The sequence below is a fragment of the Microbacterium sp. P5_E9 genome (assembly GCF_054049175.1).
The window spans coordinates 195,514-219,893 of sequence record NZ_JBFUMV010000004.1 but is presented as its reverse complement, the minus strand read 5'-3'; the positions used below and the strand labels follow the sequence as shown (position 1 = coordinate 219,893).

The following is a 24,380-nucleotide window of genomic DNA, read 5'->3' as shown; positions in this document are numbered from 1 at the left end:
GCGCAATCGACCGGAATAGGCTCTCGTCATGGCGACCACACCGAAAACCGTGACCATCACCGGCGCGGGAGGGCAGATCGGGTACGCCCTGATGTTCCGGATCGCCGCCGGCGAAATGCTCGGGCGGGACCGCCCGGTGCGGCTCAGGCTGCTGGAGATCCCACAGGGAATGCGCGCCGCCGAGGGCGCGATCCTCGAGCTGCAGGACTGCGCGTTCCCGCTGCTGGCCGGCGTCGACGTGTTCGACGATCCGAATGCCGCCTTCGAAGGGTGCGGGGTCGCTCTCCTGGTCGGATCACGCCCCCGCGGACCGGGGATGGAGCGCGCCGACCTTCTCGCGGCGAACGCCGGCATCTTCGCACCGCAGGGAGCTGCGATCAACGCGCATGCGGCTGACGACGTGCGGATCCTCGCGGTGGGCAACCCCGCCAACACGAACGCGCTCATCGCCGCGGCATCCGCCCCCGACGTGCCGGCCGAGCGATTCACCGCGCTCACCCGACTCGACCACAACCGGGCGATCGGGCAGCTGGCGGCCGCTCTCGACGCTCACCCGGACGACCTGCGCGGGGTCGCGATCTGGGGGAACCATTCCGCGACGCAGTTCCCGGATGTCTCGCACGCGACAGTCTCGGGCGTCCCGGTCATCGACGCGCTCGCTGCGAAGCTCGGCGGCACCGCTGCTGCCGTGACCTGGCTGGATGACGTGTTCATCCCGCGCGTCGCCCGCCGAGGGGCGGAGATCATCGAGGTGCGCGGGTCGTCGTCGGTCGCCTCAGCGGCCAACGCGGCGATCGCGCATGTGCGCGACGAGCAGCGGGGGACGGATGCCTCGACCTCGGCCGCCGTGGTCTCCCACGGCGAGTACGGGGTTCCGGAGGGTTTGGTCTGCTCGTTCCCGGTGACGTCGGACGGCTCCGGCTACCGCATCGTGGAGGGACTCGGCCTGGACGACCGCTCCCGTGCGCGGTTCGACGCCTCGATCGCCGAGCTCGTGGCGGAACGCGACGCCGTGCGCGACCTCGGACTGCTGTCGTAGATGGAGTACCTGGTCATCGCGATCCTCGGGGTCGTCGTCGTCGCGCTCGCTACGGCGGTCGCACCGCGGGCGAAGGTCGCCGGCCCGCTGCTGCTGGTCGCGGTCGGGATCGTGGTCAGCCTGTTCCCGTTCGTGCCGCCGATCGAGGTCGACCCCGAGCTCATCCTCGTCGGCGTCCTGCCACCGCTGCTCTACTCCGCGGCCGTCTCGCTTCCGGCGATCGAATTCCGTCGCGACTTCGGCCCGATCGCGGGGCTGTCGGTGCTGCTCGTGCTGTTCAGCTCGGTCGCCCTGGCACTCTTCTTCAACGCCCTGATCCCCGGCCTGGGCATCTACTACGCTCTCGCACTCGGCGCGATCCTGAGTCCCACCGACGCGGTGGCCACCTCGATCGTGAAGCGTCTCGGTGTTTCGCGGCGGGTCGTGACGATGCTCGAGGGCGAGAGCCTGCTCAACGACGCGACCTCCCTGGTGATCCTTCGCGTGGCCGTCGCCATCGCGATCACGGGGAACGCGCCCGAGGGCGGCATCCTCGGAACCTTCGTCTGGGGCATCCTCGTGGCGATCGTGATCGGCGCCCTGGTCGGCTGGCTGAATCTGCGCCTGCGCGCGCTCGTGCACAACCCCGCAGCCAATACCGCCCTCGGCTTCGTCGTCCCGTTCATCGCGTATCTGCCGACCGAGCGGCTCGGCGGCTCGGGACTCGTCGCGGCGGTGGTGGCCGGCATCGTGACCGGCCAGGGCGCCGCCCGGTGGTTCACTCCGGAGCAGCGGATGTCGGACGCGCTGAACTGGCGCACGATCGAGCTCCTGCTCGAAGGCGCGGTCTTCCTCCTGATGGGCCTCGAGCTTAAGGAGCTGCTGCGCCAGAACATCGAGGACGATCAGGGTCTCGGGCATGCCATCTGGCTCGCCGTCGCCGCCTTCGCGATCATCATGCTCGTGCGCGCGGCCTACGTCTCCTTCCTGGTCTGGCTGCAGAGCAGGCGCGCCCGGCACCGGGATCGCGCGCGTCTGGAATCGTTCAGTGAGCGCATCGAATCGATCGCCGCGGAGCCGCCCGATCCGGACGCCCCCCGCCGTGGGCGGGCGGCGCGAGAGCTCCCCCCGCCGCAGCCGGAGCAGCGTGAACGCTGGCTGTCGACCATGCGCACTCGGGCAACGCGGGCCCTCGCCGACATCGACTACTACCAGGGATCGCCGCTGGGCTGGAAGCACGGGACGATCATCGTCTGGGCGGGCATGCGTGGTGTCGTCACGCTCGCGGCCGCCCAGACGCTCCCTTCGGATGCACCGGAGCGCCCGCTCCTCGTGTTCGTCGCGTTCCTCGTCGCGGTTGGCAGCCTCATGGTGCAGGGGCTGACCCTCCCGTGGGTGGTGCGACGGCTCGGAATCGACGACACTGCTGCGGACGAAGTCAGCCGCAGCGAGCAGACCCGCCTCGACGAGGAGCTGCGGGAGGCCGCGGCATCCGCCCTCCTCGGCGACTCCCTCACCAAGCGCAACGGCACCGCGTTCGCACCTGAGCTGATCGAACGCATCGGCGCGCGCATGGCCGAGCCGCCGGACGAGGACATGAGCGCGATCATGCAGGACACGCTCGAACTGCGGCTCGCGATGATCGAGACGCAGCGGCGGCGCCTCACCGAGCTGTCGTCCGGTGGCGCGTACAGCACCGCGGTGCTGCGCCGGGCGCTCGCCGAGCTCGACGCGGATCAGCTCAGCCTCGAGCTGCGGCTCGGGGACGACGACTGACGGATGCCGCGTTCACGCCGTCTGCGCCGCGGTGCACAATGGACTCGGAGGTGCGGACATGGCGGATGCCACGAATACGACGGATTCCACACACGTGCACGCCGAAGCACCCCCGCTGGGCGCGCCCCACGCCGCGATCGAGTGCCCCGAATGCTTCACCGAGATGCAGCGCGACCGGGACTGGTGGCTCGCCCGCCCCGCAGGTGCGCGTCTGGTCGGGCTGGTCGTCTCTCGCGACGACATGCCGTCGGTGACCGTTCAGCGTGATGAGCTCACCCGATTCGGCGTGCCGATCGGGGGGTTCCGCCACCCGGCGCCCGAGACGCTCGAGTCCTGGGAGGAGCGCCTGGTGCGCCTGTTCGGGCGGCTCACCCACGGCGATGTGCTCGTCGTCACCGACGTGCACGCGCTCGGCCGCAACACCGACGAGGAGACCCGCACGGTGGCCGAACTCAGTCGGCGCGGTGTCGTGGTGAAGGTGCTGCGCCATGGCGCGCGCCACCTGAAGGACGTCCCGCGCTGACGGCGGCGCGGTCCTGAGCGAGTCTCAGCGCACGTCATTCCGGGGCGTTGTCGGCAGGTCCCCCGTGATCGAAGGGGGTGGTGATCCCCCGATAGGCCAAGTGCGTCACCATCCCGAGGGCCGCGTGCTCCAGGTTGTGGCAGTGATCCATCCAGATCCCGGGTTATCGGCATACAGCGCCACCACCCAGACCTCGCCGGGCCCGACGTCGAAGGTGTCGAGCCAGAGCGGCTGCGCGGGCGCGCGACCGTTCACCGACAGCACCCGCACGGCGTGCCCATGGGGATGCATCGGGTGAGTCTCGAACGTCCTGTTGACGAGTCGCACGCGAACCGTGTCCCCCGTGTCCACGATGGTGGGCTCGATGTACGGATACACCCGGCCGTCCACCGTGTACGCGTACGTCGGTACGCCGTCGACGAAGCGCGGAAGCCTGTCGAGGATCATCGTCCGGTCCACATCGAACCCCGCACCGTGCAGAGCGCGGTCGATCGCCGCGGCGGCGTGGGACTGCGGATTTCCCGCATCGAGCGGGGTCGCGATGAGGTCGCTGAGGGGGTCGAAGGCCGTCGAAGGAATCACCAGCGCGGGGATGTCAGTGCCCGCCGCCGGCACCCGGCCGAACCCCCCGCTCTGTTCGCTCGCAACCCCGATCCGCACCGGTGCGACCGGCATCTCAAGCACAACGTCGACTCGACCGCCCGCCGCGATGACGAGCGATCGATCAATGAGGGCGTCGGTTGCGACATCCATGCCATCGAGCGCAGCCACGCGGAACGGCGCGCCCTGCACGGCGAAGGTCTGCGGCGTCTGGTCGGTGTTGATCAGGCGCAGGCGCACCGAGTCACCGGGACGGACGACCTGCTCTTCGAGCACGTCGCTCGTGCCCAGCACGACCGTGCCCGAGAAGGTGTGGACCGGCATGGTCAGGTCGACGTCTTCGGTGGCGCCGGTCTCCGGCAGCACGACGAGCGTGCCGTAGAGCCCGCGCACAACGCCCTGCGACCCGCGCTGATGGGTGTGGTACCAGTAGGTGCCGGGCTGCGTCATGAGGATCTCGGCACGGAAGTCCTCTCCTGGACGCACCGCGTCCTGTGTGACCCCTGCGACGCCGTCGAAGGCGTTCGGAACGGGGTACCCGTGCCAATGCACGGTGGCGCCGACGCCGACATCGATGTTGGAGAGGTCCACGGACAGGGTGTCGCCGACCCGGGCTACTATCGCCGGACCGGCGAGCCCACCGTAGGTCCAGGCCTCGACCAGTCGGCCCGAGGGCAGTTCGACATCCTGCTGCTGAGCGCGCAGATCGACCGCGATGGTCTCGCCGTGGCGGCTTGGTTCGGTTGGCGCCGTCGTCAGGTCCGTGACCGGGCGCCCTCCCGGGCTGAGGGCGGAAGCGCTGCCGACCCCATGCGCGTGCGCTGCCGCGGGGCCGAAGCCGGCGGTCTGCAATGCACCCGCGCCCGATGCGGTCACGTTCCCGACGACCCCGATGCCCGCGATCAGGGCGATGACCGCGGCGCCCGCGGCAAGCGCGGGTCGTCGTGATCCGCCGGATCGCCTCGAGCGCACGAGCGCCGCCACGATTCCAGTCCCCACGACGGCGGCGATCACGACGATTGCCGCAGCAGGTCCCACCGGTGCCCCCACGGCAATGGTGAGCACGATCTCCGCACCCGCCGCCGCGGCGGCGGCCGCGAAGGCAGCCGCGACAAGTCCGTCACGCCGAGCAGACCCGGCCACGCCGGGGCGAGGCATCCACCACAGTGTCGCCGCGACGATCGACGCCGCCGCACTCACCGGCAGCCCGACGATCACCTTCTCCTGCGCGAATCCCAGATCCGGCTGGGCGAGGAACCACGCCACCGCCGAGCGGGCCGCGAGGGCGGCGAGTCCACCCGCGACGAGGAGACTCGTTGCCCTGGATCCAGACGTGTCTGCGGCATCACGGCGAGCGCCCTCGATTGCGAGGCCCCAGCACGCGGCGCCGACGGCGGCGAGCAGAAGGTACCCGAGACCGAGAAGAATCACGGACATGCGGACCTCCCCGGTTCACCTACGGGTCAGGCGATGGGCGCCGTCGCGGGCTGTGGCGGTTCGCCCGCCGGCGCCGGTTCGCCAGAGGGCCGCACCGCCATCGGCGACTCGTCCCCCGTGGACGCCAGGGATGTCGGCCGCTCGATCGGCCCCATTCCCTTGACCCGGAAGAAGACCCAGATCGTGAGCAGCAGCAGGAGCGTTCCGCCGAGACCGTGCAGCGCGAGGATGAACGATGTTCCCCCCGGGGTCGATGGGTTGGGCGGCGGGGACGCGCCCAACGCCCCAGCGATGATGAAGTACCCGGTCTGCATGGCCAGGAGCAGGAGGCCCAGGAAGGTGAGCCCGATGTTCCTTCGGCCGATTCGGGCGAGGAATCCGAAGACGATCCAAAGGATGATGAGGATCGGAAGCAGGAACCGCCCGTTCATCGCATGGAAGCGGAACAGGTCGTCCTCCGGCTTGGAGAACACCCCGAGCGCTGCGAGATACAGCTGTGTGATGAGCGACAGCGTCAGCAGCGCGTTGATGGTCAGAAATGCCTTGCGCACGGCAACCTCCTTCTAGTGATCTCGGGGTGGATCAGCCACCCGAAGGCTTTGGAGCATCGAGTGCTCGATGATGCCGACCGAGTCGTAGGCGGCCAGGGCCGCCTTCACCACGGCGACCCGGGATTGCATTTCCGCGTCCTTCAGCACCCGGTCGGCGCCCCGCGCAATCGCCCGTGCAGACGGGGTCTCCGTGCGCAGATCCACGGCCAGCCCACGGTAGGCCAGCCGGGCGTTGATGTCGCCCTTGCCCTCGCGTGTTCCGGCCGTCAGCAGGGGAACACCATGGCTCAGCGCGAGCAGCACTCCGCCGAGTCCTCCGTTCGTGACGTAGAGCTCGGTGTGCGGGAAGAGCAGGTCGAAGTCGACGAAGTCCTCGATCAGCACGTTGTCCTGCGGAAAGCGGGAACGCAGGTCGTCCGTTCCGACCCCGCCGGTCACGACGACGAGAAGCCGGTCGCGGCCCGCGAACGCCTCGATCGCCGGGATCATGAGCTTTCCGGGATCGTGGTTGTCGACGGTTCCCTGCGAGACCACGACCACCCGACCCGACCGCCTCACGATGCGTGGGTCGAGCGGCCCGGTCGCTGCCCCACGGTGCGGAAGGAGCGCGCCGACCCACTCGGTGTTCGGGGGCAGGTAGATGTCGGGATAGTCGAGCTCGGGGAGCCCGATGTTGAAGACGCGTCGCGCCACGTCGGGCTGCTGCGTGCAGTCGACGAAGTCCTCGACCAAGACGGGTGGCAGCCCCTCCTCCGCCAGGTATCCATTGAAGGTCGCCACGCCTTTCCGGCTGCTGGAGACGACCATCGCGCGGGCCGCGCGGTTGACGATGCGACCGACGAAAGTCCGCGGCGGTCGCAACCCGAAGAACGGCGTGACCGCGTTCTTCCCGCGGAGCGTCGGTGCAGCGATCGACCCCATCACGAACACGGGCACATCCAGGCGCTTGGCCACGAGGTAGCCGGCGTAGAAGGCGCCGTCGATCAGGAGAGCGTCGAACGGGAATCGCGCCCGCGCATCGCGGATGTCGCGGAACTGCGCCTGGGCAGGCCGGGAGAAGAACACATCCCCGTCGAACTCGATCGCCTTCGGACCTTTGAGCTTCTGGCGCTCCGGGAACAGCGCATTGACATTGTCGGCAGTGATCTCGACGGCCTCGTCGTAAGGGATCACCTCGATCCCGAGCCGCTCTGCCCGCTTCGCGTACTCGGGACCCGCATACCACCGGACGTCGTGGCCGAGTTCGGCGAGGCGTACGGCAGGACCGGTGAGGGGATTGAAGTGACCCGCTGCCGGGACTGTGGCGATGAGAATCCGCATGTCGGTCTCCTGACCTTGACGTAGGAATTTCCCTGTAGTGCGTCACTGTAGTCCTCCACTAGTGAGATTGTCTAGTAGAGTGTCGAGTGTGAGCGACGCCCCTCCCGAACCCAGCGCACCCAGCACCAGAACGCCGGGCGCTGCGGCCGCTCATCGCGAGTCGCGCCGGCAGAAGGCGCTCGAGACCCGCTGGCGGATCATGGATGCCGCGCATGCCGAGTTCACCGAGCGCGGCTATCACGACACGACGATGGCCGCGATCGCCGAACGAGCCGGTGTTGCGGTTCAGACGGTCTACCTCGGGTTCCGCACGAAGGCCGGCCTGCTCGAAGAGCTCGTCGGCAACGCCGTGCTGGGGCGCACGCGCGACGGTCAGATCGGGCCACCCGACGAAACGGAAGCGTACGGTCGCGCGCTGGCCGAGCCCGATGGTGCCGAAGCGCTCTCACTTTGGGTGGACGGCGCACTTCCCGTCTACGAGCGCACGTCCGCGATCGGTGATGCGGGTCGATCCGCGTACGCGTCGGATCCGTACCTCGCCGACTGGTGGGTGCGGAGCGAGGCACTGCGACTCGACGGCTGTGTCCGCATGGTGCAGGCACTCGCCGATCATGGCGCGCTGCGAGCCGGACTGAGCGTGAAGGAGGGCGCCGACATCCTCGCCACCACTCTGTCGCCGCAGTCGTACCTGGCCTTCACTGTGGATCGCGGCTGGACCGTCGATCACCTCGGGGCCTGGCTGAAGGATGCCCTGCCGCGGCTCCTCGTCGCCGACCGCGGATAGCCCGCCGACGAGACGAAGCGCGGTCCGTTCAGGCGGTCGCGCACCAGCATCCCGCGACGTGGTCGTCGACCATGCCTGCTGACTGCATGAGCGCGTACATCGTGGTGGGTCCTACGAACCGGAATCCGCGCTTGCGCAGTGCCTTCGAGGCCGCGTTCGACTCCGCCGTGATCGCGGGGATGTCGGCGAGTCCGGCCGGTCGTGGCCGCTGCGCGACGGGTGCGAACGACCAGAGCAGCGCATCGAGCTCCCCCGGCCCCAGCGTCGTCACGAGCCGCGCGTTCGAGATCGTCGCCTCGATCTTGGCGCGATTGCGTACGATGCCGGCATCCGCCATCAGCCGCTCGATCTCCGGCTCGTCGAACGCGGCCACCGCCTCCGGCTCGAACCCCGCGAACGCCTCACGGAATCTCGGGCGCTTGCGCAGGATGGTGATCCACGAGAGCCCCGCCTGAAACCCCTCGAGGCTCAGCTTCTCGAACAGCGCCCGATCGCCGTGCAGCGGGGTGCCCCATTCGTCGTCGTGATAGCGCCGATACTCCGCGTCGTCGCCGACCCACGCGCAGCGCGGGATGTCGTCCGGACCGAGGCGGATGTCGGGGCTCACCCGGTCAGCCTAGGCCGGGTGAGCCCGCTCGCCGGCTACTTGTGCTTGAGCGACTTCTCCGAGACGGGGCCCTCGCCGGAGGCGAGCAGCGCGGCGTGGTAGCCGGCGGCCTCGGCCTGGCGAACCTGCTCGGCACCCGATGCGATGGGCGCCCGCACGTGCTCGGGCTCGAAGCCGAACGCGTCGACGAGATCCTGCGCGTGCGGGCGAAGCCGCGCGCAGAGGCGGTCGATGTAGGCGGAGACGGCGGTGGCGCGCTTCACCGAGAGGCGCCCATTGATCAGGTACCAGGCGAGGTGGCGCTCGATGAGCGTGAGGCCGAAGAGGTCGCGCAGCCAGGTCAGCACCTGCTTGGTGCCGGCGTGTTCCATCGCGTTGACGGCGTCGGTGAGCGCCTCCCACTGCAGCAGCTCGCCGTGTGCCCGGGCGGCCTCGATCAGTTCGGACTGGTTGGCGTTGAACAGCGCCGCCGCCTCGTCACGCGGGAGCTTGGATGCCGGGCGCAGCCGTCCCGCGATATCCGCGATCATCTGCTGCACGCGGCCGGAGAGCAGCTCATGCTGGTGGTCGGCGCGCAGGCCGAGCTCGACCGAACGGGCGGTCGAGCCGAAGTCGGCGACCGACTGCCCGAACTGGCGCAGACCGGCACCGTGGAACACCTTGCCGGCGGTCTGGCCGAGCGCGATGCGGGCGAGCGCCGCGGCATCCTTGCCCTTGAACTGCTTGGCGTAGTCGGAGAGGAGGCGCTTGCCGACGAGCTGCAGCAGCACGTTGTTGTCGCCCTCGAACGTGACGTACACGTCGAGGTCGTGGTGCAGCCCGACCAGGCGGTTCTCGGCGAGGAAGCCCGCGCCGCCGCAGGCCTCGCGGCACTCCTGGATGGTGTCGAGGGCGTTCCAGGTCGACAGGGGCTTCAGCGCTGCGGCGAGCGTCTCGAGGTCTTCGCGCTCCTCCGGCGTGTCCTTCCTGCCGCTGAAGACGCCGTCGAACTTGCGCAGCAGCTCGTCGTTGGCGAAGAACTGGGCGTAGTTCTGGGCGAGCAGCGGCAGCAGGCGACGCTGGTGCTTGCCGTAGTCGAGCAGCACGACCTCGTCGGTGCCGGTGCCGGAGTCGAACTGGCGGCGCTGGTTGGCGTAGGTGAGCGCGATGTAGAGCGCGACAGCGGTGCCGGTGGTGGCGGCGCCATCGAGGGAGACGCGGCCCTGGACGAGCGCGCCGAGCATCGTGAAGAACCGCCGCCCAGGGCTTGCGATGTCGCTCGAGTACGTGCCGTCGGCCGCGACGTCGCCGTAGCGGTTGAGGAGGTTCTCGCGCGGGATGCGCACGTGGTCGAAATGCAGCCTCCCGTTGTCGATGCCGTTGAGGCCGCCCTTGACGCCGTCGTCCTCGCCGCCGATGCCGGGGAGGAACTCTCCCTCGTCATCACGCAGCGGGACGAAGAAGCAGTGCACGCCGTAATTGACGTCGCCGGTGATGAGCTGGGCGAACACGGTCGCGGCCTTGCCGTGCAGCGCCGCGTTGCCGAGGTAGTCCTTCCACGCGCCGCGGAACGGCGTGTGGATGATGAATTCCTCGGTGTCGGGGTCGTAGGTGGCCGTGGTGCCGATGGCCGCGACATCCGATCCGTGTCCCGTCTCGGTCATCGCGAACGCACCGGGGATCGAGACGTCCATGATGCCGCGCAGCCACTGGTCGTGGTGCTTCTTCGTGCCGAGCTGGTAGACGGCTGAGCCGAACAGTCCCCACTGCACGCCGGACTTGATCTGCAGGCTGGGATCGGCCAGCACGAGCTCCATGAAGCCTGCGAGGTTCGCACCGCTGTCACCCAGCCCGCCGTACTCCTCGGGGAACCCGCGGCGGGATCCGCCCGCCTCGGCGAGCGCGTGCAGCTGGGCCAGCACCCGCTCGCGGTGCTCGGCCATCGGCATGCCGTCGACGCGCCAGAACGCGGGGTCCTTGATGACGGCCCGCGCTTCGCGGCGGGTCTCTGCCCACGTCCCCATCAGGGCGTCGTTCACCTGAGCGACGTCGATGCGGGCTTCGGATGCCTCGGCCGCGGTGTGCGGTGCGGTCGGGGCTCCGCCGGCGGGGGTGCGCCTATTCGTGGCGGGTTTCTTCGGACGGACGGCGGCGTCGGTCATGGATTCACCTTTCGGGTGAAGAACAGGGAGGAGGTCATCATTGACGGTAGGAGTTCGACAACATCGCGCCAAACCCATTGCGGAAACCTCACAAGTGCGGCGGGGTACGGCGGTTGGGGCTGTTGTGCGATCCCGACAGCGCCGACTCCGTCACGGCTGGACTGGCGTGCGGCGGCGACGCTCGGCACGATGGAAGCAGAGCCGCGAAGGGCAGGCGATGAGGGTCGAATTGGTGCGATGGGGCGTGGACGACCTGCCCGTGCTGCAACGCGCGAACACGTGGGAGATGACGCGCTATTTCGGCGGGCCGGAGTCCGACGAAGCGCTCGCGCAGCAGCACTCGGGCTACCTCGCCGGGTGGGAGACCGGCCAGATGCGCATGTTCCGCGTCGATGTCGACGGCACGCCCGCGGGGTACGCCGGGTGGTGGGAGGAAGTGCACGACGGGATGCCGGTGTACGAGGTCGGCTGCTCCATCCATCCAGACTGGCAGGGCCGCGGCATCGCCTTGACGGCGCTTCGCGAGACGCTCCGCCTTGTCGCGGTGCTCGGCGATCGACCCTTGGTCGTCGGCTATGCGCACGTCGACAACGCCCCGTCGAACGCTCTGTGCGCGCGGGCCGGGTTCGACCTGGTGGGCACCGCGGCGTTCCCCCCCGAGGGCGATGTGCCGGGGATGTCGGTGAACGTCTGGATCATCGACGTCGCCGGGGGCGGGTGACCTCGACGCGCTGCCGCACCGGCTTCGCGTGGCACGCGTGCGGACGATCCCGCCGCGGCAGCGCTAAGAGGCCTGCTCGACCGCGGGCTCAGCCTCGCTCGCGGGCGCCGCGGGCAGGCTCGCCTCGATGGCCGCGATGACCCGGGGGTCATCGGGCACCGTCTGCGGGCGGAAGCGGTGGACCTCACCCGAGGGGCTCACCAGGAACTTCTCGAAGTTCCACGTGACGCGGCCTGCTTTGCCATCGGCATCCGGAGTCTTCTTCAGCTCCGTATAGAGGGGGTGCTCCTTGCGGCCGTTGACGCGCACCCGGTCGAGCACCGGGAACGAGATGCCGTAGGTCAGCGAGCAGTACTCCTTGATGGCCTCGTTGCTGCCGAGCTCCTGCAGGAACTGGTTGCTGGGAAAGCCGAGGACCTGCAAGCCGCGATCGCCGTACTCGCGCTGCAGCCGCTCGAGCGTCTCGTACTGCGGGGCGAGGCCGCAGCGGGACGCGACGTTCACGATCAGGACGGCCTTGCCGTCGTAGTCAGCGAGCGTCTGCTCCTCGCCCTCCATCGTGTGGAACGGGATGTCGCTGATGGTCATAGAGTCTCCAACTCGAGATCGGGTGCGGGAATTCCTAGAAGAGTCCGACGATTCGGCCCTGCTCATCGACGTCGATCGTGTTCGCGGCGGGTGCCTGAGGAAGTCCCGGCATGGTCATGATGTCACCGCAGATCATGACGACGAAACGGGCACCGGCGGCGAGGCGCACCTCCCGGATGTCGACGTCATGCCCCGACGGCGCACCGCGCAGTTTCGGGTCGGTCGAGAAGGAGTACTGGGTCTTCGCCACGCACACCGGATAGTCGCCGTACCCCTCGTCCTGAAGGCGCCGGATCTGGGCGCGCACGGCGGTCGAGGCAGTGATGTCGGAGGCCCCGTAGATGCGGGTGGCGATCGCGCGCATCTTCTGCCACAGTCCGTCGCTGTCGGGGTAGGTGAAGCGGAGTTCGGATGCCTCGCCGCAGAGCCGCACGACCTCGCGGGCCAGCTCCTCGGCGCCTGAGCCGCCTTCGGCGAAGTGGCGGGCGACCACCGCCCGGCCCCCGGCACGCTGGACCGCGTCGACGAGCGCCTGGACCTCGGCATCCGTATCTTCGGCACGATGGTTGATCGCCACCACCGACGGCAGGCCCCAGGTCTCGCGCACGGTGGTGAGGTGCCGGACTAGGTTGGCGGTGCCGCGCTCGAGCGCCGCCACGTCCTCGTGCGGGAGGCCCTCGACCTCCACTCCGCCGTGGTACTTCATCGCCCGCACCGTCGCGACGATCACCGCGGCCGACGGGCGCAGCCCCGAGGAGCGACAGAGGATGTCGATGAACTTCTCCGCGCCGAGGTCGGCGCCGAACCCGGCCTCGGTCACCACGTAGTCGGCGAGATGGAGCGCCGACTGAGTCGCGATCGCGGAGTTGCAGCCGTGTGCGATGTTGGCGAACGGGCCGCCGTGCACGAAGGCGGGCGTGTGCTCGAGGGTCTGCACGAGGTTGGGCGCGAGGGCGTCGCGCAGCACCGCGGTCATGGCGCCGTGCGCCTGCAGGTCGCGGGCGAGCACCGCCTTTCGGTCGCGAGTGTGCCCGATGACGATGTCGCCGAGGCGCTCCTTGAGATCGGCGACGCTCGTCGCGAGACAGAAGATCGCCATCACCTCGCTCGCCACGACGATGTCGAAGCCGGATTCACGCGGATAGCCGTTGTTCGGACCGCCGAGTCCCACGACGACGTCGCGCAGAGCGCGGTCGTTCACGTCGAGCACCCGCCGCCACGTGATCCGCCGCACATCGATGCCGAGCGCATTGCCGTGGTGGATGTGGTTGTCGATCAGCGCGGCGAGCAGGTTCGTGGCCACCGAGATCGCCGCGAAGTCGCCGGTGAAGTGGAGGTTGATGTCTTCCATGGGGACGACCTGGGCGTAGCCGCCGCCCGCCGCACCGCCCTTCATCCCGAACACGGGTCCGAGGGCAGGCTCGCGCAGGCAGATCATGGCGCGCTCGCCGATGCGCGTGAGTGCGTCGCCCAGCCCCACGGTGGTCGTGGTCTTGCCCTCGCCGGCGGGCGTCGGCGAGACCGCAGTGACGAGGACGAGCTTGCCGCGAGGCGTGTCTTCGAGCCCTCGCAGGAAGTCGAGCGAGACCTTGGCCTTGAACCGCCCGTAGGGCTCCAGACTCGGCTCGGGAATGCCGAGCGCCTCCGCCACCTGGGTGATGGGCCGCATGGTCGCGGCCTGGGCGATCTCGATGTTGCTGAGCGGCACTGGTTCCCCGTTCGTCGGCGTCGACGCTCGCCAGCCTACGGCGACGGATGCCGGGGGCATGGCTCACCTGCGCGGTTGACGCAATGTGGCCATAGGTTCGGAATTCTCATTGAACTTCGTGCTCACATGAGCCCAGGCGACGGGTCGACGATCGGCGAGAATTCAGGCCGCCGCGATGACCGCGAGCACGGCCTCGCCGTACGCTTCGCGCTTCTTGTCGCCGATGCCGGTGATCCCGTGCAGATCCGCGAGGGACGCGGGTCGGTGCTCGGCGAGCGCGCGCAGCGTCGCATCGCCGAAGACGATGTAGGCGGGCATCCCCTGCTCTTTCGCGACCCGCGCACGCCATTCGCGGAGCGATTCGAAGAGGGGCCGCGCCGCGGCATCGAGGGCATCGGATGCCGAGGCCTTGCGTGCGCGAGGGGATGCGCCAGCTCTGCCGAGCACGTCGCGACGGAGCGGCACCGGGGCCTCACCGCGCAGCACGGGCATGGCGGCATCGCCGAGGGCGAGCGTGCCATAGTCGCCCTGCGACACGAGGATCTGCTGCGCCAGAAGCTGCCGGACGACGCTGCGCCAATCCTGATCGGTGAGGTCGGCACCGAGGCCGTAGGTCGACAGCTTGTCGTGCCCCTGCTGGCGGATGCGGTCTGTCGACGCGCCGCGCAGGATGTCGACGAGATGCCCCGCGCCGAACGCCTGGCCGCGCTCCCGCTGGAGCCGCACGATCGTCGACAGCAGCTTCTGCGCGGGGACGAGTCCGTCCCACGTCTCTGGAGCCTCCAGGCACGTGTCGCAGTTGCCGCACGGCGTGGATGCCTCGCCGAAGTAGCCGAGCAGGTTCTGGCGACGGCATCCGACCGTCTCGCACAGCGCCAGCATCGCGTCGAGGTGCTGGCCGAGGCGGGTCTTGTACGACCGCTCGCCCGGCGATTGATCGATCATGCGGCGCTGCTGCACGACGTCGCCGAGGCCGTAGGCCATCCAGGCGACGGCGGGCTCGCCGTCGCGACCGGCGCGGCCGGTCTCCTGGTAGTACCCCTCGACGGACTTCGGCAGGTCGATGTGGGCGACGAAGCGCACATCGGGCTTGTCGATGCCCATGCCGAAGGCGATCGTCGCGACCATCACCACCCCGTCGTCGCGGAGGAACCGGGACTGGTTCGCGGCCCGGACGGATGCGTCGAGCCCGGCGTGGTACGGCAGCGCATCGATCCCCTGCGTGCGCAGGTAGTCGGCGGTCTGCTCGACGCTCTTGCGGCTCAGCGCGTAGACGATCCCGGCGGCGCGCTCGGGCTGGGCCCGGATGAAGGCGAGCAGCTGCTTGCGCGGTTCGACTTTCGGGTCGATGCGGTACTGGATGTTCGGCCGGTCGAAGCTCGCGACGAAGTGCTGCGCATCGGTCAGCCGCAGGCGGTCGGTGATCTCGCGGTGCGTCGCGTCGGTGGCGGTCGCGGTGAGGGCGACGCGGGGCACGCCGGGGAACTGCTCACCGAGGTCGCCCAGGGTGAGGTAGTCGGGGCGGAAGTCGTGCCCCCACTGCGAGACGCAGTGGGCCTCGTCGATCGCGATGACGCTCAGGGCGCCGCGCTGCAGCAGCGCGCGCGTGGACGCGTTCGAGAGCCGCTCGGGCGCGACGTAGATGAGGTCGAGCTCGCCCGCGAGGTACGCGCGCTCGACCGCCGCGCGCTGCGGCGCGGACTGGGTGGAGTTGAGGTAGGCGGCACGGACGCCGTTCACGACGAGCGCGTCGACCTGGTCGTGCATGAGCGCGATGAGCGGGCTGACGACGAGGCCCGTCCCGTCGCGGACGAGAGCGGGGATCTGATAGATCAGGCTCTTGCCGCCGCCGGTGGGCATGAGCACGACCGCGTCGCCGCCGGCGACGACCTGGTCGATCGCGGCGGCCTGGTTGCCGCGGAACGCCTCGAAGCCGAAGACCGTGTGGAGGGCCGCAAGCGGAGTGGGGAAACGCGATGGGGTGGCCCGCGGGGTGAGGGGCGGGGCGGATGCCCCGACCGGGCTCGACCCTCGTGCGACCGGGCCGCTGAACCTGCCGTCGAACGCGTCGTCGGGCGGCGGCATCCAGCCGTCTTCCGGCGGAGCCCAGTCGTCGGCCGGAGGGGTGAGGTCGGCCCGATCCCAGTCGATATCGGCGTAGGGGTCGGCGTTGCTCACCCGCCCCAGCGTAGCTGGGCGCGCCGACACGGCCGGGCTAGAGCCGGACGACCTCGGTGACCCGCACGACCGCGGTGCCGTTCTCCTCCGAGGCGGCGAGGTCGACCTCGCCGCGGATGCGCCAATCGTGGTTGCCCTCAGGATCGTCGATCGTCTGCTCGACTTTCCAGACGCCGGATGCCGCGGCATCCGTCTCATCGATGGTCACGAGTCGCGGCGAGCGCGCGGGCCCGCCCGCCAGCAGCTCGTCGTGCTCGTCGAAGTACGAATCGAGGGCCGCCGACCAGTCCACCTCGGGGTCGAGGGCGGCGAGCTCATCGTCCTTCTGCAGCGCCGCGAGCCGCACCCGCCGGAACAGCTCGTTGCGCACCAGCACGAGGAACGCGCGGCGGTTCGTCAACACCGACGGCGGTGCCGGCGGCACCACCGGCGCGGACGGGTCGGCGACCGGGTTGATCAGGCTCTCCCACTCGTCGACGAGGCTCGAGTCGACCTGGCGGACGAGCTCGCCCAACCATGCGACCAGATCGAGGAGGTCGGGAGTCTGCGCCTCGACGGGCACGGTCTGGCGGATCGCCCGGTACGCGTCGCTGAGGTACCGCAGCACGAGGCCCTCGCTGCGGGCGAGCTGGTACAGCGAGATCAGCTCGCCGAACGCCAGAGCACGCTCGAACATGTCACGCACCACCGACTTGGGCGACAGCTCGAAGTCGCGCACCCACGGCTGGCTCGACGCGAACACCTCGAAGGACTGCGCGAGCAGCTCTTCGAGCGGCTTGGGGTAGGTGATCTCCTCGAGCAGCTCCATGCGCTGCTCGTACTCGATCCCGTCGCGCTTCATCGCCGCCACGGCTTCGCCGCGCGCGAGGAACTGCTGCTGCGAGAGCACCGGGCGCGGGTCGTCGAGCGTGGCCTCGATGATGCTCACGACATCGAGGGCGTAGTGTCCGGTGCCGGCGGAGCCCGACGCCCCTCTCAGAGTTCGCAGATCCGCGCGAGCTTCGGACAGTTCGGCGTATTCGCTGCGAACTTGGTCGCCGCCTGCGAAGTCTGTGAGCGGGATGCGGCGTACGGGTGAGTCATCGGGGTCGAGCAGGCCGATGGCGGCGAGCGCGAAGGGCGACAGGGGCTGGTTGAGCGCGAAGTTCGGCTGCAGCTCGACGGTGAGACGGATGCCGCCGCCCTCGTCGTCGTGAACCACCACCTGTGCCGCGACGAGGGTGCGGAAGATGCCGAGCGCGCGGCGGGCGAGCTCGTACTGGCGCGCCTTCGGCTCGTGGTTGTCGAAGACGAGCGACCGGACGTTCGAGAACACATCGCCGCCACGGGCAATCACGTTGATCAGCATCGCTGCGGTCAGCTGCAGCTGCGGCACGAGCGGTTCCGGCTCCGCCTCGACGAGCCGCTCGAACGAGGCCTCACCCCAGTTGACGAACCCCTGCGGCGCCTTCTTTCGCACGATCTTGCGGATCTTCTTCGGGTCGTCGCCCGCCTTGGCGATCGACGCCGCGTTCTCGATCTCGTGGTCGGGCGCCATCACGACGACGGTCCCGGCGGTGTCATAGCCCGCACGCCCGGCCCGGCCGGCGACCTGGTGGAACTCGCGGGCGCTGAGCTGCCGCATCCGCTGTCCGTCGTACTTCGCCAGGGCCGTGATCATCACTGTGCGGATCGGCACATTTATGCCGACGCCCAGGGTGTCCGTGCCGCAGATGACGCGCAGCAGACCTCGCTGAGCGAGCGTCTCGACGAGCCGGCGGTAGCGCGGGAGCATGCCGGCGTGGTGCACGCCGATCCCGGCGCGGACGTAGCGCGACAGCATCCGTCCGAATGCGGTCGTGAAGCGGAAGCCGCCGATCGCCTCGGCGATGGCGTCGCGCTGCTCGCGACTGACGATCCGGATCGAGGACAGCGCCTGGGCGCGCTCCATGGCGGCCGCTTGCGAGAAGTGCACGATGTACACCGGCGCCTGCCCGGTCAGAAGCAGCTCCTCGACCGTCTCATGGACGGGCGTGCGGGCGTAGGAGAAGTGCAGAGGCACGGGACGCTCGACCCCGGTGATGCGGGCGGTCGGACGGCCGGTGCGGCGCGAGAGGTCGTCGGCGATCGTGGTGACGTCGCCGAGCGTCGCCGACATGAGGATGAACTGCGCGCGCGGCAGCAGGAGGAGCGGCACCTGCCACGCCCACCCCCGGTCCGGATCGCCGTAGTAGTGGAACTCGTCCATGACGACCTGGTCGGCCGCGGTGTCCGCTCCCTTGCGCAGCGCGAGGTTCGCGAGGATCTCGGCGGTGCAGCAGATGATCGGCGCGTCGGGGTTGACCGAGGAGTCGCCCGTCACCATGCCGACGTTCGCGGCGCCGAAGATGTCGACGAGCGCGAAGAACTTCTCGCTCACGAGCGCCTTGATCGGCGCCGTGTAATAGGTGCGGCCGCCGCGGGCGAGGCACGCCGCGTGCGCGGCCACCGCGACGAGCGATTTGCCCGTGCCGGTGGGCGTCGACAGCACGACGTTCGCCCCCGACACGATCTCGATGATCGCCTCGTCTTGAGCGGGGTAGAGGGTGAGCCCCTGTTCGGACGCCCACTCGACGAAGCCGAGGTACGCGGTGTCGGCGTCAGCGCCGACGGGCACGTGCTCGAGCAGCGTGTGGGGCATCTCATGAGTCTGCCAGGCCGGGTGGCGAGACCCGGCCTGGCAGAGCAGAAGCACCGGCGGGGTGAGCGGTTGCCACGCCCCGCCGGCAGGATCGGTCGAGCGCGGGTCTACCCGGGTAGCGTCGCCGCGATGGTGGCGGCGATGGCCTGCTGGCCGGCCGCGTTCGGGTGGAACCCGCGATCCTTGGGCTGACCATTGACGAGCCCGCTGACCCAGCGGTCGCTGCTGTCGCAGAGCCCGTGGGTGGCGAAGGCGGCGGTCAGGTCCACGTATTCGATGCGGTTATCCACCGTGCCGGTGGCGTCGTGGTACGCGCGCAGGTATGTCCACATGCCTGCGTAGACCGCGGAGTTGAGGCCGGTGACCCCGAGGTCGTCCAGCATGTTCGCCTGGGCCTGCCCGAACTTCATCGGCGTGCCCGGTCCTGCCGCGCCGACGCTGCACGTTCCGTCGAATGCTCCGAAGAGGAACGGGTAGCCGGTCACCCTGATCAGCGCGGTCGGGGCGGCCGCCCGGACGACCCCGATCGCGGTGGCGAGGCCGGCCGGGATTCCCGCGGCGGGGCCCGCCGGGTTTCCGAGGAGACCCATCGCACCCTGGCACTGCTCGAGCGAGCCCAGGTTGCTGCAGGCGCCCAGAACGAGGATCCAAGGGAGGTCATTCACCCCTGCCGTGATCGTCACGAGCTGCGTCGCCCAGCCGAGTTTGCCCTGCTGTGCGAGCGCCGATGCCTGCGCGGCGATCTGTGTCGTGTTGTTGCCAGAGCACGCGGCCGACTCCACAGTGCCGCCCATCAGGCCGGCGAGCACCGTCGGGTAGGCCTTCTTCGACCGCAGGCACGTGGAGTCGTAGTACGGCATGAGGCCGTTGCCGGAGGCGACCGAGTCGCCGATGGCCACATACGGCACGCCGGGTGGAAGGACCGACGCTGAGGCGGGCGCGGCGCCGACCAGCGCCGTGACGCTCAGGGCCGTGACCGTGAGGATGGTGGTGAGCAGACGTCGTCGCATGATTTCCCCAAATCGAACGGATTCCCCCCGGAATCACTGGATCCGGCATCTTTGCCGGACTTGAAGCCGACCTTAGACCTCCGCCCGCGGGCGCGCCAGAGCCGCGCCGCTGGTGGAATGCCGGTGGCGCCCCTACGTTGAAAAGGACGCACGAAAGGATGCCGATGGCCGCGCACGATGAAGAACTCACGGTCCGCCGCAACGATGAGGCGGGTCGCTACGAGATCCTGGTCGGCGACGTGCTCGGCGGCTTCACGGAGTTCGAGGTGGAGAGCCCCGGGCGCCTCGTCTTCCCGCACACCGAGATCGACCCCGCCTATCGCGGCTGGGGACTCAGCACCGTGCTCATCTCGCAGGCGATGACGGATGTCGCGGCCCGCGGCGAGTCCGTCGTGCCGGTGTGTCCCGTTGTTCGCCGCTATCTGCGCCAGAACCCCGTGCCTGGGCTCACCGTGGAATGGCCGGCAGCGCTCCCCTGGGAGGCGGACGCATGACCCGCCTCGACACCGACCCCACCGAGCTCGCCGCCCACTCGCCCGACGCGTCCGCGGACATCGGCCCGCGCTGGCTGCTGCTGGACTCGCGCGAGGTGCCGCTCGGCGGCGTGCGCGGGATGGAGGTGCACCGCAGCCTCCCCCAGCGCGATCTGCCGATGGTCGGCGCGTGGTGCTTCCTCGACCGGTTCGGACCGCAGGTGACGCGGATGCGCGTCGAGCCGCACCCGCACATCGGGCTGCAGACGGTCACCTGGCCGTTCGTCGGCGAGGTGCGTCACCGCGACACCGTCGGCAGCGACGTCGTGGTGACGCGCGGGGCGCTGAACCTCATGACGAGCGGTGCGGGGATCGCACACTCGGAATACTCCGTCGGCGAGGAGGCCGTCCCGCTGGACGCGCTGCAGCTCTGGGTCGCCCTCCCCGAAGATCGCCGGCACGGCTCACCCGCCTTCGAGCGGCACGATGACCTCCCGATCGTCGCCCTGCCCGCCATCGAGGGACCGGATGCCGCGGCCGTGGTGGTGCTCGGAGAGTTCGGTGGCGCCGCATCCCCGGCGACGACCTACACGCCGATCGTCGGCGCCGAGATCCGCATCCCGGCCGGATCGCGCGTGCGGCTTCCCCTCGACCCGGCCTGGGAGTACGCCCTGGTGGGCATCGACGGTGGGCTGCGGGCAACGCAGAACCCGCCCCTTGCGGACGACGCGGCATCCGCCGCCGACCTTCATTCCCTGCGACTTCTCTACCTCGGCACGGGGCGCGAAGGCGTGGAGCTCGGAAGCTCCGAGGGCGCGGTCGTCTTCCTGCTCGGCGGCGCTCCATTCGAAGACGACATCGTGATGTGGTGGAACTTCGTCGGCCGGACGCACGAAGAGATCGTCGAGGCGCGCGAGGCGTGGGAGGCCGGCTCCGACCGGTTCGGTCGTGTCGAAGGGCACGGCGACGTGCGGATTCCCGCACCTCCGATGCCCGCTGTCCGCCTCACCCAGCGCCGGCGTCGGCCGTAGCGGAACCCATGTAAGGGTCGACTAACCCGGGCACTACGCTTTACAGGTGGCCACGGCATCCCGACTCTCGACCAGCGTCCTGCTGACGTGCGCCGCGATCGGCGTCGCGACGGGTGTCGTCGCCGGCATCGCCGGATGGGTGACCCCGGTCGTGCTCGCCACTGTTCCGATCGTCTACGGCTTCGTGCTGGGCGCGCACGTCCTGCCGGGCATCGTCGCCCAGGAGCTGCTCCGCAAGCCATGGGTCGCCCTGATCGCACACCTCATCGCGGCACTCGTGGCGAGTGCGATGGCACCGCAGTGGGCGTTCCGGTTCCTCGGCACCGCCATCCTCTTCGGCGGCATTCAGGAGCTCGTCGCGGCGATCACGCGCTACCGGGTCTGGAACGCGTGGCGGTTCTTCATCTCGGCGCTCTTCATCGGTGTCGTCGTCGCTGCGGCGGTCTTCTTCGCCGCGCACCTGTCGACCCTCGCCCTGTGGGCGCAGATCGTCTACCTCGTGCTCGCGGTGCTCGGGCCCGTCGCCTGGACCGCAGTGGCGCTCGCCATCGGATCCGGCCTGCGCCGGGCCGGCGTCGCCCGCACCGCCCAGCGCTGAGCCGTGGACGGCAGCCCCACACCCTTCCTGCAGGTGCGCGATCTGGCGATCACGCACGCCGGAGCGGATGCCGCGACCCCGGCCGGGATCTCTTTCAACGTGTCGCCGGGCGAGGTGGTGCTGGTGCTCGGCCCGAGCGGCTCGGGCAAGTCGACCCTCGCCCTCGCCCTGAACGGCCTGATCCCGCACGACCTGCCCGCCACCATGTCGGGAACGGTCATCGTGGATGGGCTCGATGTCGGCGCCACCCCGGTCGCGACGCTGAGCACCCGCGTCGGCATGGTCTTCCAGGACCCGGACGCGCAGCTCGTCACCGGGACGGTGCTCGATGAGGTGGCGTTCGGGCCGGAGAACCTGCGCATGCCCGTGGCGGACGTGCTGGCCCGTTCCGAGGCCGCGCTCCGCCGAGTGGGACTGTGGGAACGCCGCGGCGAGAACCCCGACCGCCTCTCCGGCGGCGGGCGGCAGCGGCTCGCGATCGCGTGCGCCCTCGCGATGGGATCGCCGCTGGTCGTACTCGACGAACCCACGGCGAATCTCGATCCCCAGGGCATCGACGAGGTGTACCGCGCCCTCGCCGAGCTCGTCGCCACCGGCGACCGGGCGATCGTGCTGGTCGAGCACAACCTCGATGCGGCCGTCGGATTCGTCGACCGGGTCGTGGTGCTCGACGCCTCCGGCCGCCTCGTCGCCGACGGACCGGTGGACGAGGTGCTTCGCGGCCGAGCCGAGGAGCTGCATGAGCTCGGCGTCTGGCTGCCGATCTCGGCCCTGGCCGCGCTGCGGCTGCGATCGGCGGGGTTCGTGCTCGATCCCCTCCCGCTGACCCCGGCGGAGCTCCACGCCGCGTTGGAGTCGGCGCCGCCCCCAGCTGTCGCTGAGCTCGTCGAAGCGTCCGCGTCCGCGCACGCCGAAATCAGCCCGCGGACCCTTCGACAAGCTCAGGGACCGCTGCCGCCCGCCGACCCGCTCATCCGGGTCCGCGGTCTCACCGTCCGCCGCGGCCGCACCGAGGTGCTACACGACATCGAACTCGACGTGCGGGCGGGCGACTTCGTCGCGGTCGTCGGCGCGAACGGCGCTGGCAAGACCACCCTCATCCAGGCGATCGCGGGGGTCATTCCGCCGCCGCACGGCACCGTGCACATCGACGGCATCGACGTCGGCCGCAGCGATGCGCGCACCCTCTCCGCACGCGTCGGGTTCGTGTTCCAGAATCCCGAGCACCAGTTCATCGCCCACACGGTCTTCGACGAACTGGCCCATGGCCTGCGGCTCCAGCATCTCCCGGATGCATCGGTGCGCGCACGCACCGATGCAGTGCTCGAGCGGTTCGGGCTCTCCGACAAGGCGCACACGCATCCCTTCCTCCTCTCCGGCGGCCAGAAGCGCCGGCTGTCGGTCGCGACCGCCTTGGTCGCGGGGGCGCCTGTGCTGGTCCTCGACGAACCGACCTTCGGCCAGGATCGCGCCCGCGCCGACGAGCTGCTGATGCTCCTGCAGGAACTGAACCGGGACGGCACGACCGTGCTCGTGGTGACCCACGACATGCAGCTGGTGGCCGAGTACGCCGACCACACCGTCCTACTCGGTGACGGGCGTCTGCTCGCCGCCGGACCTACCGCAGAGGTCTTCGCCGACAGCACCCTGATCGAGGGCGCGGGGCTGCGGCTGCCCGCGCTGCGCCGCGGCCTGCAGGGGCTCTCGCGGCATCCGTCCCTCTCCCACGTGGGCCGGCTCGCCGACCTCCCCGCCGCGCCGCCGCAGCCGGGACCTCCCGCAGCGGAGCAGACGAAGGGGCGGATGCCGTGACCGGCCCCGCTTTCGTGCCCACGGCCCCGCCGCCCGGAGCGGCGCCCGATCCCTACGCGCAGCCCGAACCTGCGGCTCCGGTCCGCTTCCTCTACCGGCTGAACCCGCTCGGCAAGCTCGCCGGTCCCGCGCCGGCGATGCTGCTGCTGGTGTTCGTGCGGGATGCCGCGACCCCGCTCGCGTTCCTTGCGCTGGCGTATGCGACCGTGCTGATCGGCGTACGTTTCACCCGACAGCTCGCGCTGCTGCTGTTCGCTGCGCTTCCGGTCGGGGTGGCCGTCATCGGCGCGGGCTTCGCCCTGTGGACCGATCCTGCTCAGGTCGACCAGACCTCCGCGATCTGGCAGGTGGGCGGTTGGACTCTTTATTCGGGCGCCCTGGAGCTGGGCTTTGCGACGGCGCTGCGGCTCGCCGCGATCGTCGCGCTCGCGCTCCCCGCCGGTCTCAGCACGAGCGGACCGGACCTCGTGCGCGCGATGGTGCAGCAGCTGCGGGTGCCGTACCGGATCGGCTACACGGCGCTGGCCGCGTTCCGCTTCGTGCCGCGCTTCGGTCACGAGCTCGAGGTGATCCGGCAGGCGCATCGCGTGCGCGGCGCCCATGGCGGTCGCGGGCCGTTCGCCGCGACGGCACGATGGGCGGGGTATCTCGTGCCCCTGCTCGCCGGGGCGATCCGGCACGCCGAACGCGTCGCGCTCGCGATGGATGCCCGCGCCTTCGGCGCCTATCCCGACCGCACCGAGCGTCATCTGGTGCCCTGGCGTGCCCGGGACACGGTCTTCGTCATCCTCTTCCTGGCGGCGTCCACCGCGATCTTCATCGCGCTGCAGCCCTGGGGGCTGTGA

The 24,380-nt window shown here is 70.0% G+C and carries 19 protein-coding genes and 1 pseudogene; 10 read left to right on the top strand and 10 right to left on the bottom strand.

Features of this window, described 5'->3' with window-relative positions; translation table 11 throughout:
* The first annotated feature begins 28 nt into the window (after positions 1-28).
* Genes ACXJ3V_RS09015 through ACXJ3V_RS09005 form a run of 3 tightly spaced genes read left to right on the top strand, consistent with a single transcriptional unit; the run spans position 29 to position 3,317 of the window.
* Positions 29-1,039 carry a malate dehydrogenase gene (locus ACXJ3V_RS09015; protein ID WP_457099951.1) on the top strand — a complete coding sequence of 337 codons (1,011 nt, stop codon included), beginning with the start codon at positions 29-31 and terminating at the stop codon, positions 1,037-1,039.
* Complete coding sequence (locus ACXJ3V_RS09010; RefSeq protein ID WP_457099950.1) at positions 1,040-2,794, top strand: cation:proton antiporter; 1,755 nt, start codon at positions 1,040-1,042, stop codon at positions 2,792-2,794.
* A 58-nt stretch (positions 2,795-2,852) separates the two neighbouring features.
* Positions 2,853-3,317, top strand: coding sequence for a recombinase family protein (locus ACXJ3V_RS09005; protein WP_457099949.1), 465 nt, complete (start codon positions 2,853-2,855; stop codon positions 3,315-3,317).
* Between the two features lie 34 nt (positions 3,318-3,351).
* On the opposite strand, the pseudogene ACXJ3V_RS09000 reads toward ACXJ3V_RS09005, so the two are convergent.
* The 3 genes and pseudogenes from ACXJ3V_RS09000 to ACXJ3V_RS08990 form a co-directional block, all read right to left on the bottom strand.
* A pseudogene (locus tag ACXJ3V_RS09000) lies at positions 3,352-5,075 on the bottom strand (multicopper oxidase family protein).
* A gap of 305 nt (positions 5,076-5,380) precedes the next feature.
* Entirely contained in the window at positions 5,381-5,905 is a 525-nt protein-coding gene (locus tag ACXJ3V_RS08995) for a DUF6220 domain-containing protein (protein WP_457099948.1), read from the bottom strand.
* Between the two features lie 12 nt (positions 5,906-5,917).
* On the bottom strand, positions 5,918-7,225 hold the full coding sequence (locus ACXJ3V_RS08990) for a glycosyltransferase (RefSeq protein WP_457099947.1): 1,308 nt from the start codon (positions 7,223-7,225) through the stop codon (positions 5,918-5,920).
* An 88-nt stretch (positions 7,226-7,313) separates the two neighbouring features.
* On the opposite strand from ACXJ3V_RS08990, the gene ACXJ3V_RS08985 reads away from it, so the two are divergent.
* Positions 7,314-8,009 (top strand): helix-turn-helix domain-containing protein, encoded by a 696-nt coding sequence (locus ACXJ3V_RS08985; RefSeq protein WP_457099946.1) that lies wholly within the window; start codon positions 7,314-7,316, stop codon positions 8,007-8,009.
* A 28-nt stretch (positions 8,010-8,037) separates the two neighbouring features.
* On the opposite strand, the gene ACXJ3V_RS08980 is transcribed toward ACXJ3V_RS08985, so the two are convergent.
* The gene (locus ACXJ3V_RS08980; RefSeq protein ID WP_457099945.1) at positions 8,038-8,616 is read right to left on the bottom strand and encodes a DNA-3-methyladenine glycosylase I; all 579 of its coding nucleotides are present in this window, start codon (positions 8,614-8,616) and stop codon (positions 8,038-8,040) included.
* 35 nt (positions 8,617-8,651) lie between these two features.
* Positions 8,652-10,757 carry an acyl-CoA dehydrogenase family protein gene (locus tag ACXJ3V_RS08975; RefSeq protein WP_457099944.1) on the bottom strand — a complete coding sequence of 702 codons (2,106 nt, stop codon included), beginning with the start codon at positions 10,755-10,757 and terminating at the stop codon, positions 8,652-8,654.
* Positions 10,758-10,974: 217 nt separating this feature from the next.
* On the opposite strand from ACXJ3V_RS08975, the gene ACXJ3V_RS08970 reads away from it, so the two are divergent.
* The gene (locus ACXJ3V_RS08970) at positions 10,975-11,478 is read left to right on the top strand and encodes a GNAT family N-acetyltransferase (protein WP_457099943.1); all 504 of its coding nucleotides are present in this window, start codon (positions 10,975-10,977) and stop codon (positions 11,476-11,478) included.
* Between the two features lie 63 nt (positions 11,479-11,541).
* Here ACXJ3V_RS08970 and ACXJ3V_RS08965 read toward each other — a convergent pair whose 3' ends face one another.
* From ACXJ3V_RS08965 to ACXJ3V_RS08945, 5 genes are all read right to left on the bottom strand, one after another.
* A complete protein-coding gene (locus ACXJ3V_RS08965) occupies positions 11,542-12,066 on the bottom strand; it encodes a glutathione peroxidase (RefSeq protein ID WP_457099942.1) in 525 nt (174 codons plus the stop codon).
* A 34-nt stretch (positions 12,067-12,100) separates the two neighbouring features.
* Complete coding sequence (locus ACXJ3V_RS08960; RefSeq protein WP_457099941.1) at positions 12,101-13,774, bottom strand: formate--tetrahydrofolate ligase; 1,674 nt, start codon at positions 13,772-13,774, stop codon at positions 12,101-12,103.
* 162 nt (positions 13,775-13,936) lie between these two features.
* A complete protein-coding gene (gene recQ, locus ACXJ3V_RS08955; protein ID WP_457099979.1) occupies positions 13,937-15,859 on the bottom strand; it encodes a DNA helicase RecQ in 1,923 nt (640 codons plus the stop codon).
* Positions 15,860-15,989: 130 nt separating this feature from the next.
* Complete coding sequence (locus ACXJ3V_RS08950) at positions 15,990-18,611, bottom strand: DEAD/DEAH box helicase (protein WP_457099940.1); 2,622 nt, start codon at positions 18,609-18,611, stop codon at positions 15,990-15,992.
* A 107-nt stretch (positions 18,612-18,718) separates the two neighbouring features.
* A complete protein-coding gene (locus tag ACXJ3V_RS08945) occupies positions 18,719-19,621 on the bottom strand; it encodes an SGNH/GDSL hydrolase family protein (protein ID WP_457099939.1) in 903 nt (300 codons plus the stop codon).
* 164 nt (positions 19,622-19,785) lie between these two features.
* Here ACXJ3V_RS08945 and ACXJ3V_RS08940 point away from each other — a divergent pair, with 164 nt between their 5' ends.
* From ACXJ3V_RS08940 to ACXJ3V_RS08920, 5 genes are read left to right on the top strand one after another with little or no spacing between them, the layout of a single operon-like run.
* Positions 19,786-20,115, top strand: a complete 330-nt coding sequence (locus ACXJ3V_RS08940; protein WP_457099938.1) for a GNAT family N-acetyltransferase — start codon at positions 19,786-19,788, stop codon at positions 20,113-20,115.
* Complete coding sequence (locus tag ACXJ3V_RS08935; protein WP_457099937.1) at positions 20,112-21,125, top strand: pirin family protein; 1,014 nt, start codon at positions 20,112-20,114, stop codon at positions 21,123-21,125. Before ACXJ3V_RS08940 ends, ACXJ3V_RS08935 begins: the two co-directional genes overlap by 4 nt.
* Before the next feature lie 46 nt (positions 21,126-21,171).
* Positions 21,172-21,723 carry an ECF transporter S component gene (locus tag ACXJ3V_RS08930; protein ID WP_457099936.1) on the top strand — a complete coding sequence of 184 codons (552 nt, stop codon included), beginning with the start codon at positions 21,172-21,174 and terminating at the stop codon, positions 21,721-21,723.
* Between the two features lie 3 nt (positions 21,724-21,726).
* A complete protein-coding gene (locus ACXJ3V_RS08925; RefSeq protein ID WP_457099935.1) occupies positions 21,727-23,535 on the top strand; it encodes an ABC transporter ATP-binding protein in 1,809 nt (602 codons plus the stop codon).
* The gene (locus ACXJ3V_RS08920) at positions 23,532-24,380 is read left to right on the top strand and encodes an energy-coupling factor transporter transmembrane component T (RefSeq protein WP_457099934.1); all 849 of its coding nucleotides are present in this window, start codon (positions 23,532-23,534) and stop codon (positions 24,378-24,380) included. The genes ACXJ3V_RS08925 and ACXJ3V_RS08920 overlap by 4 nt, the downstream gene beginning before the upstream one ends.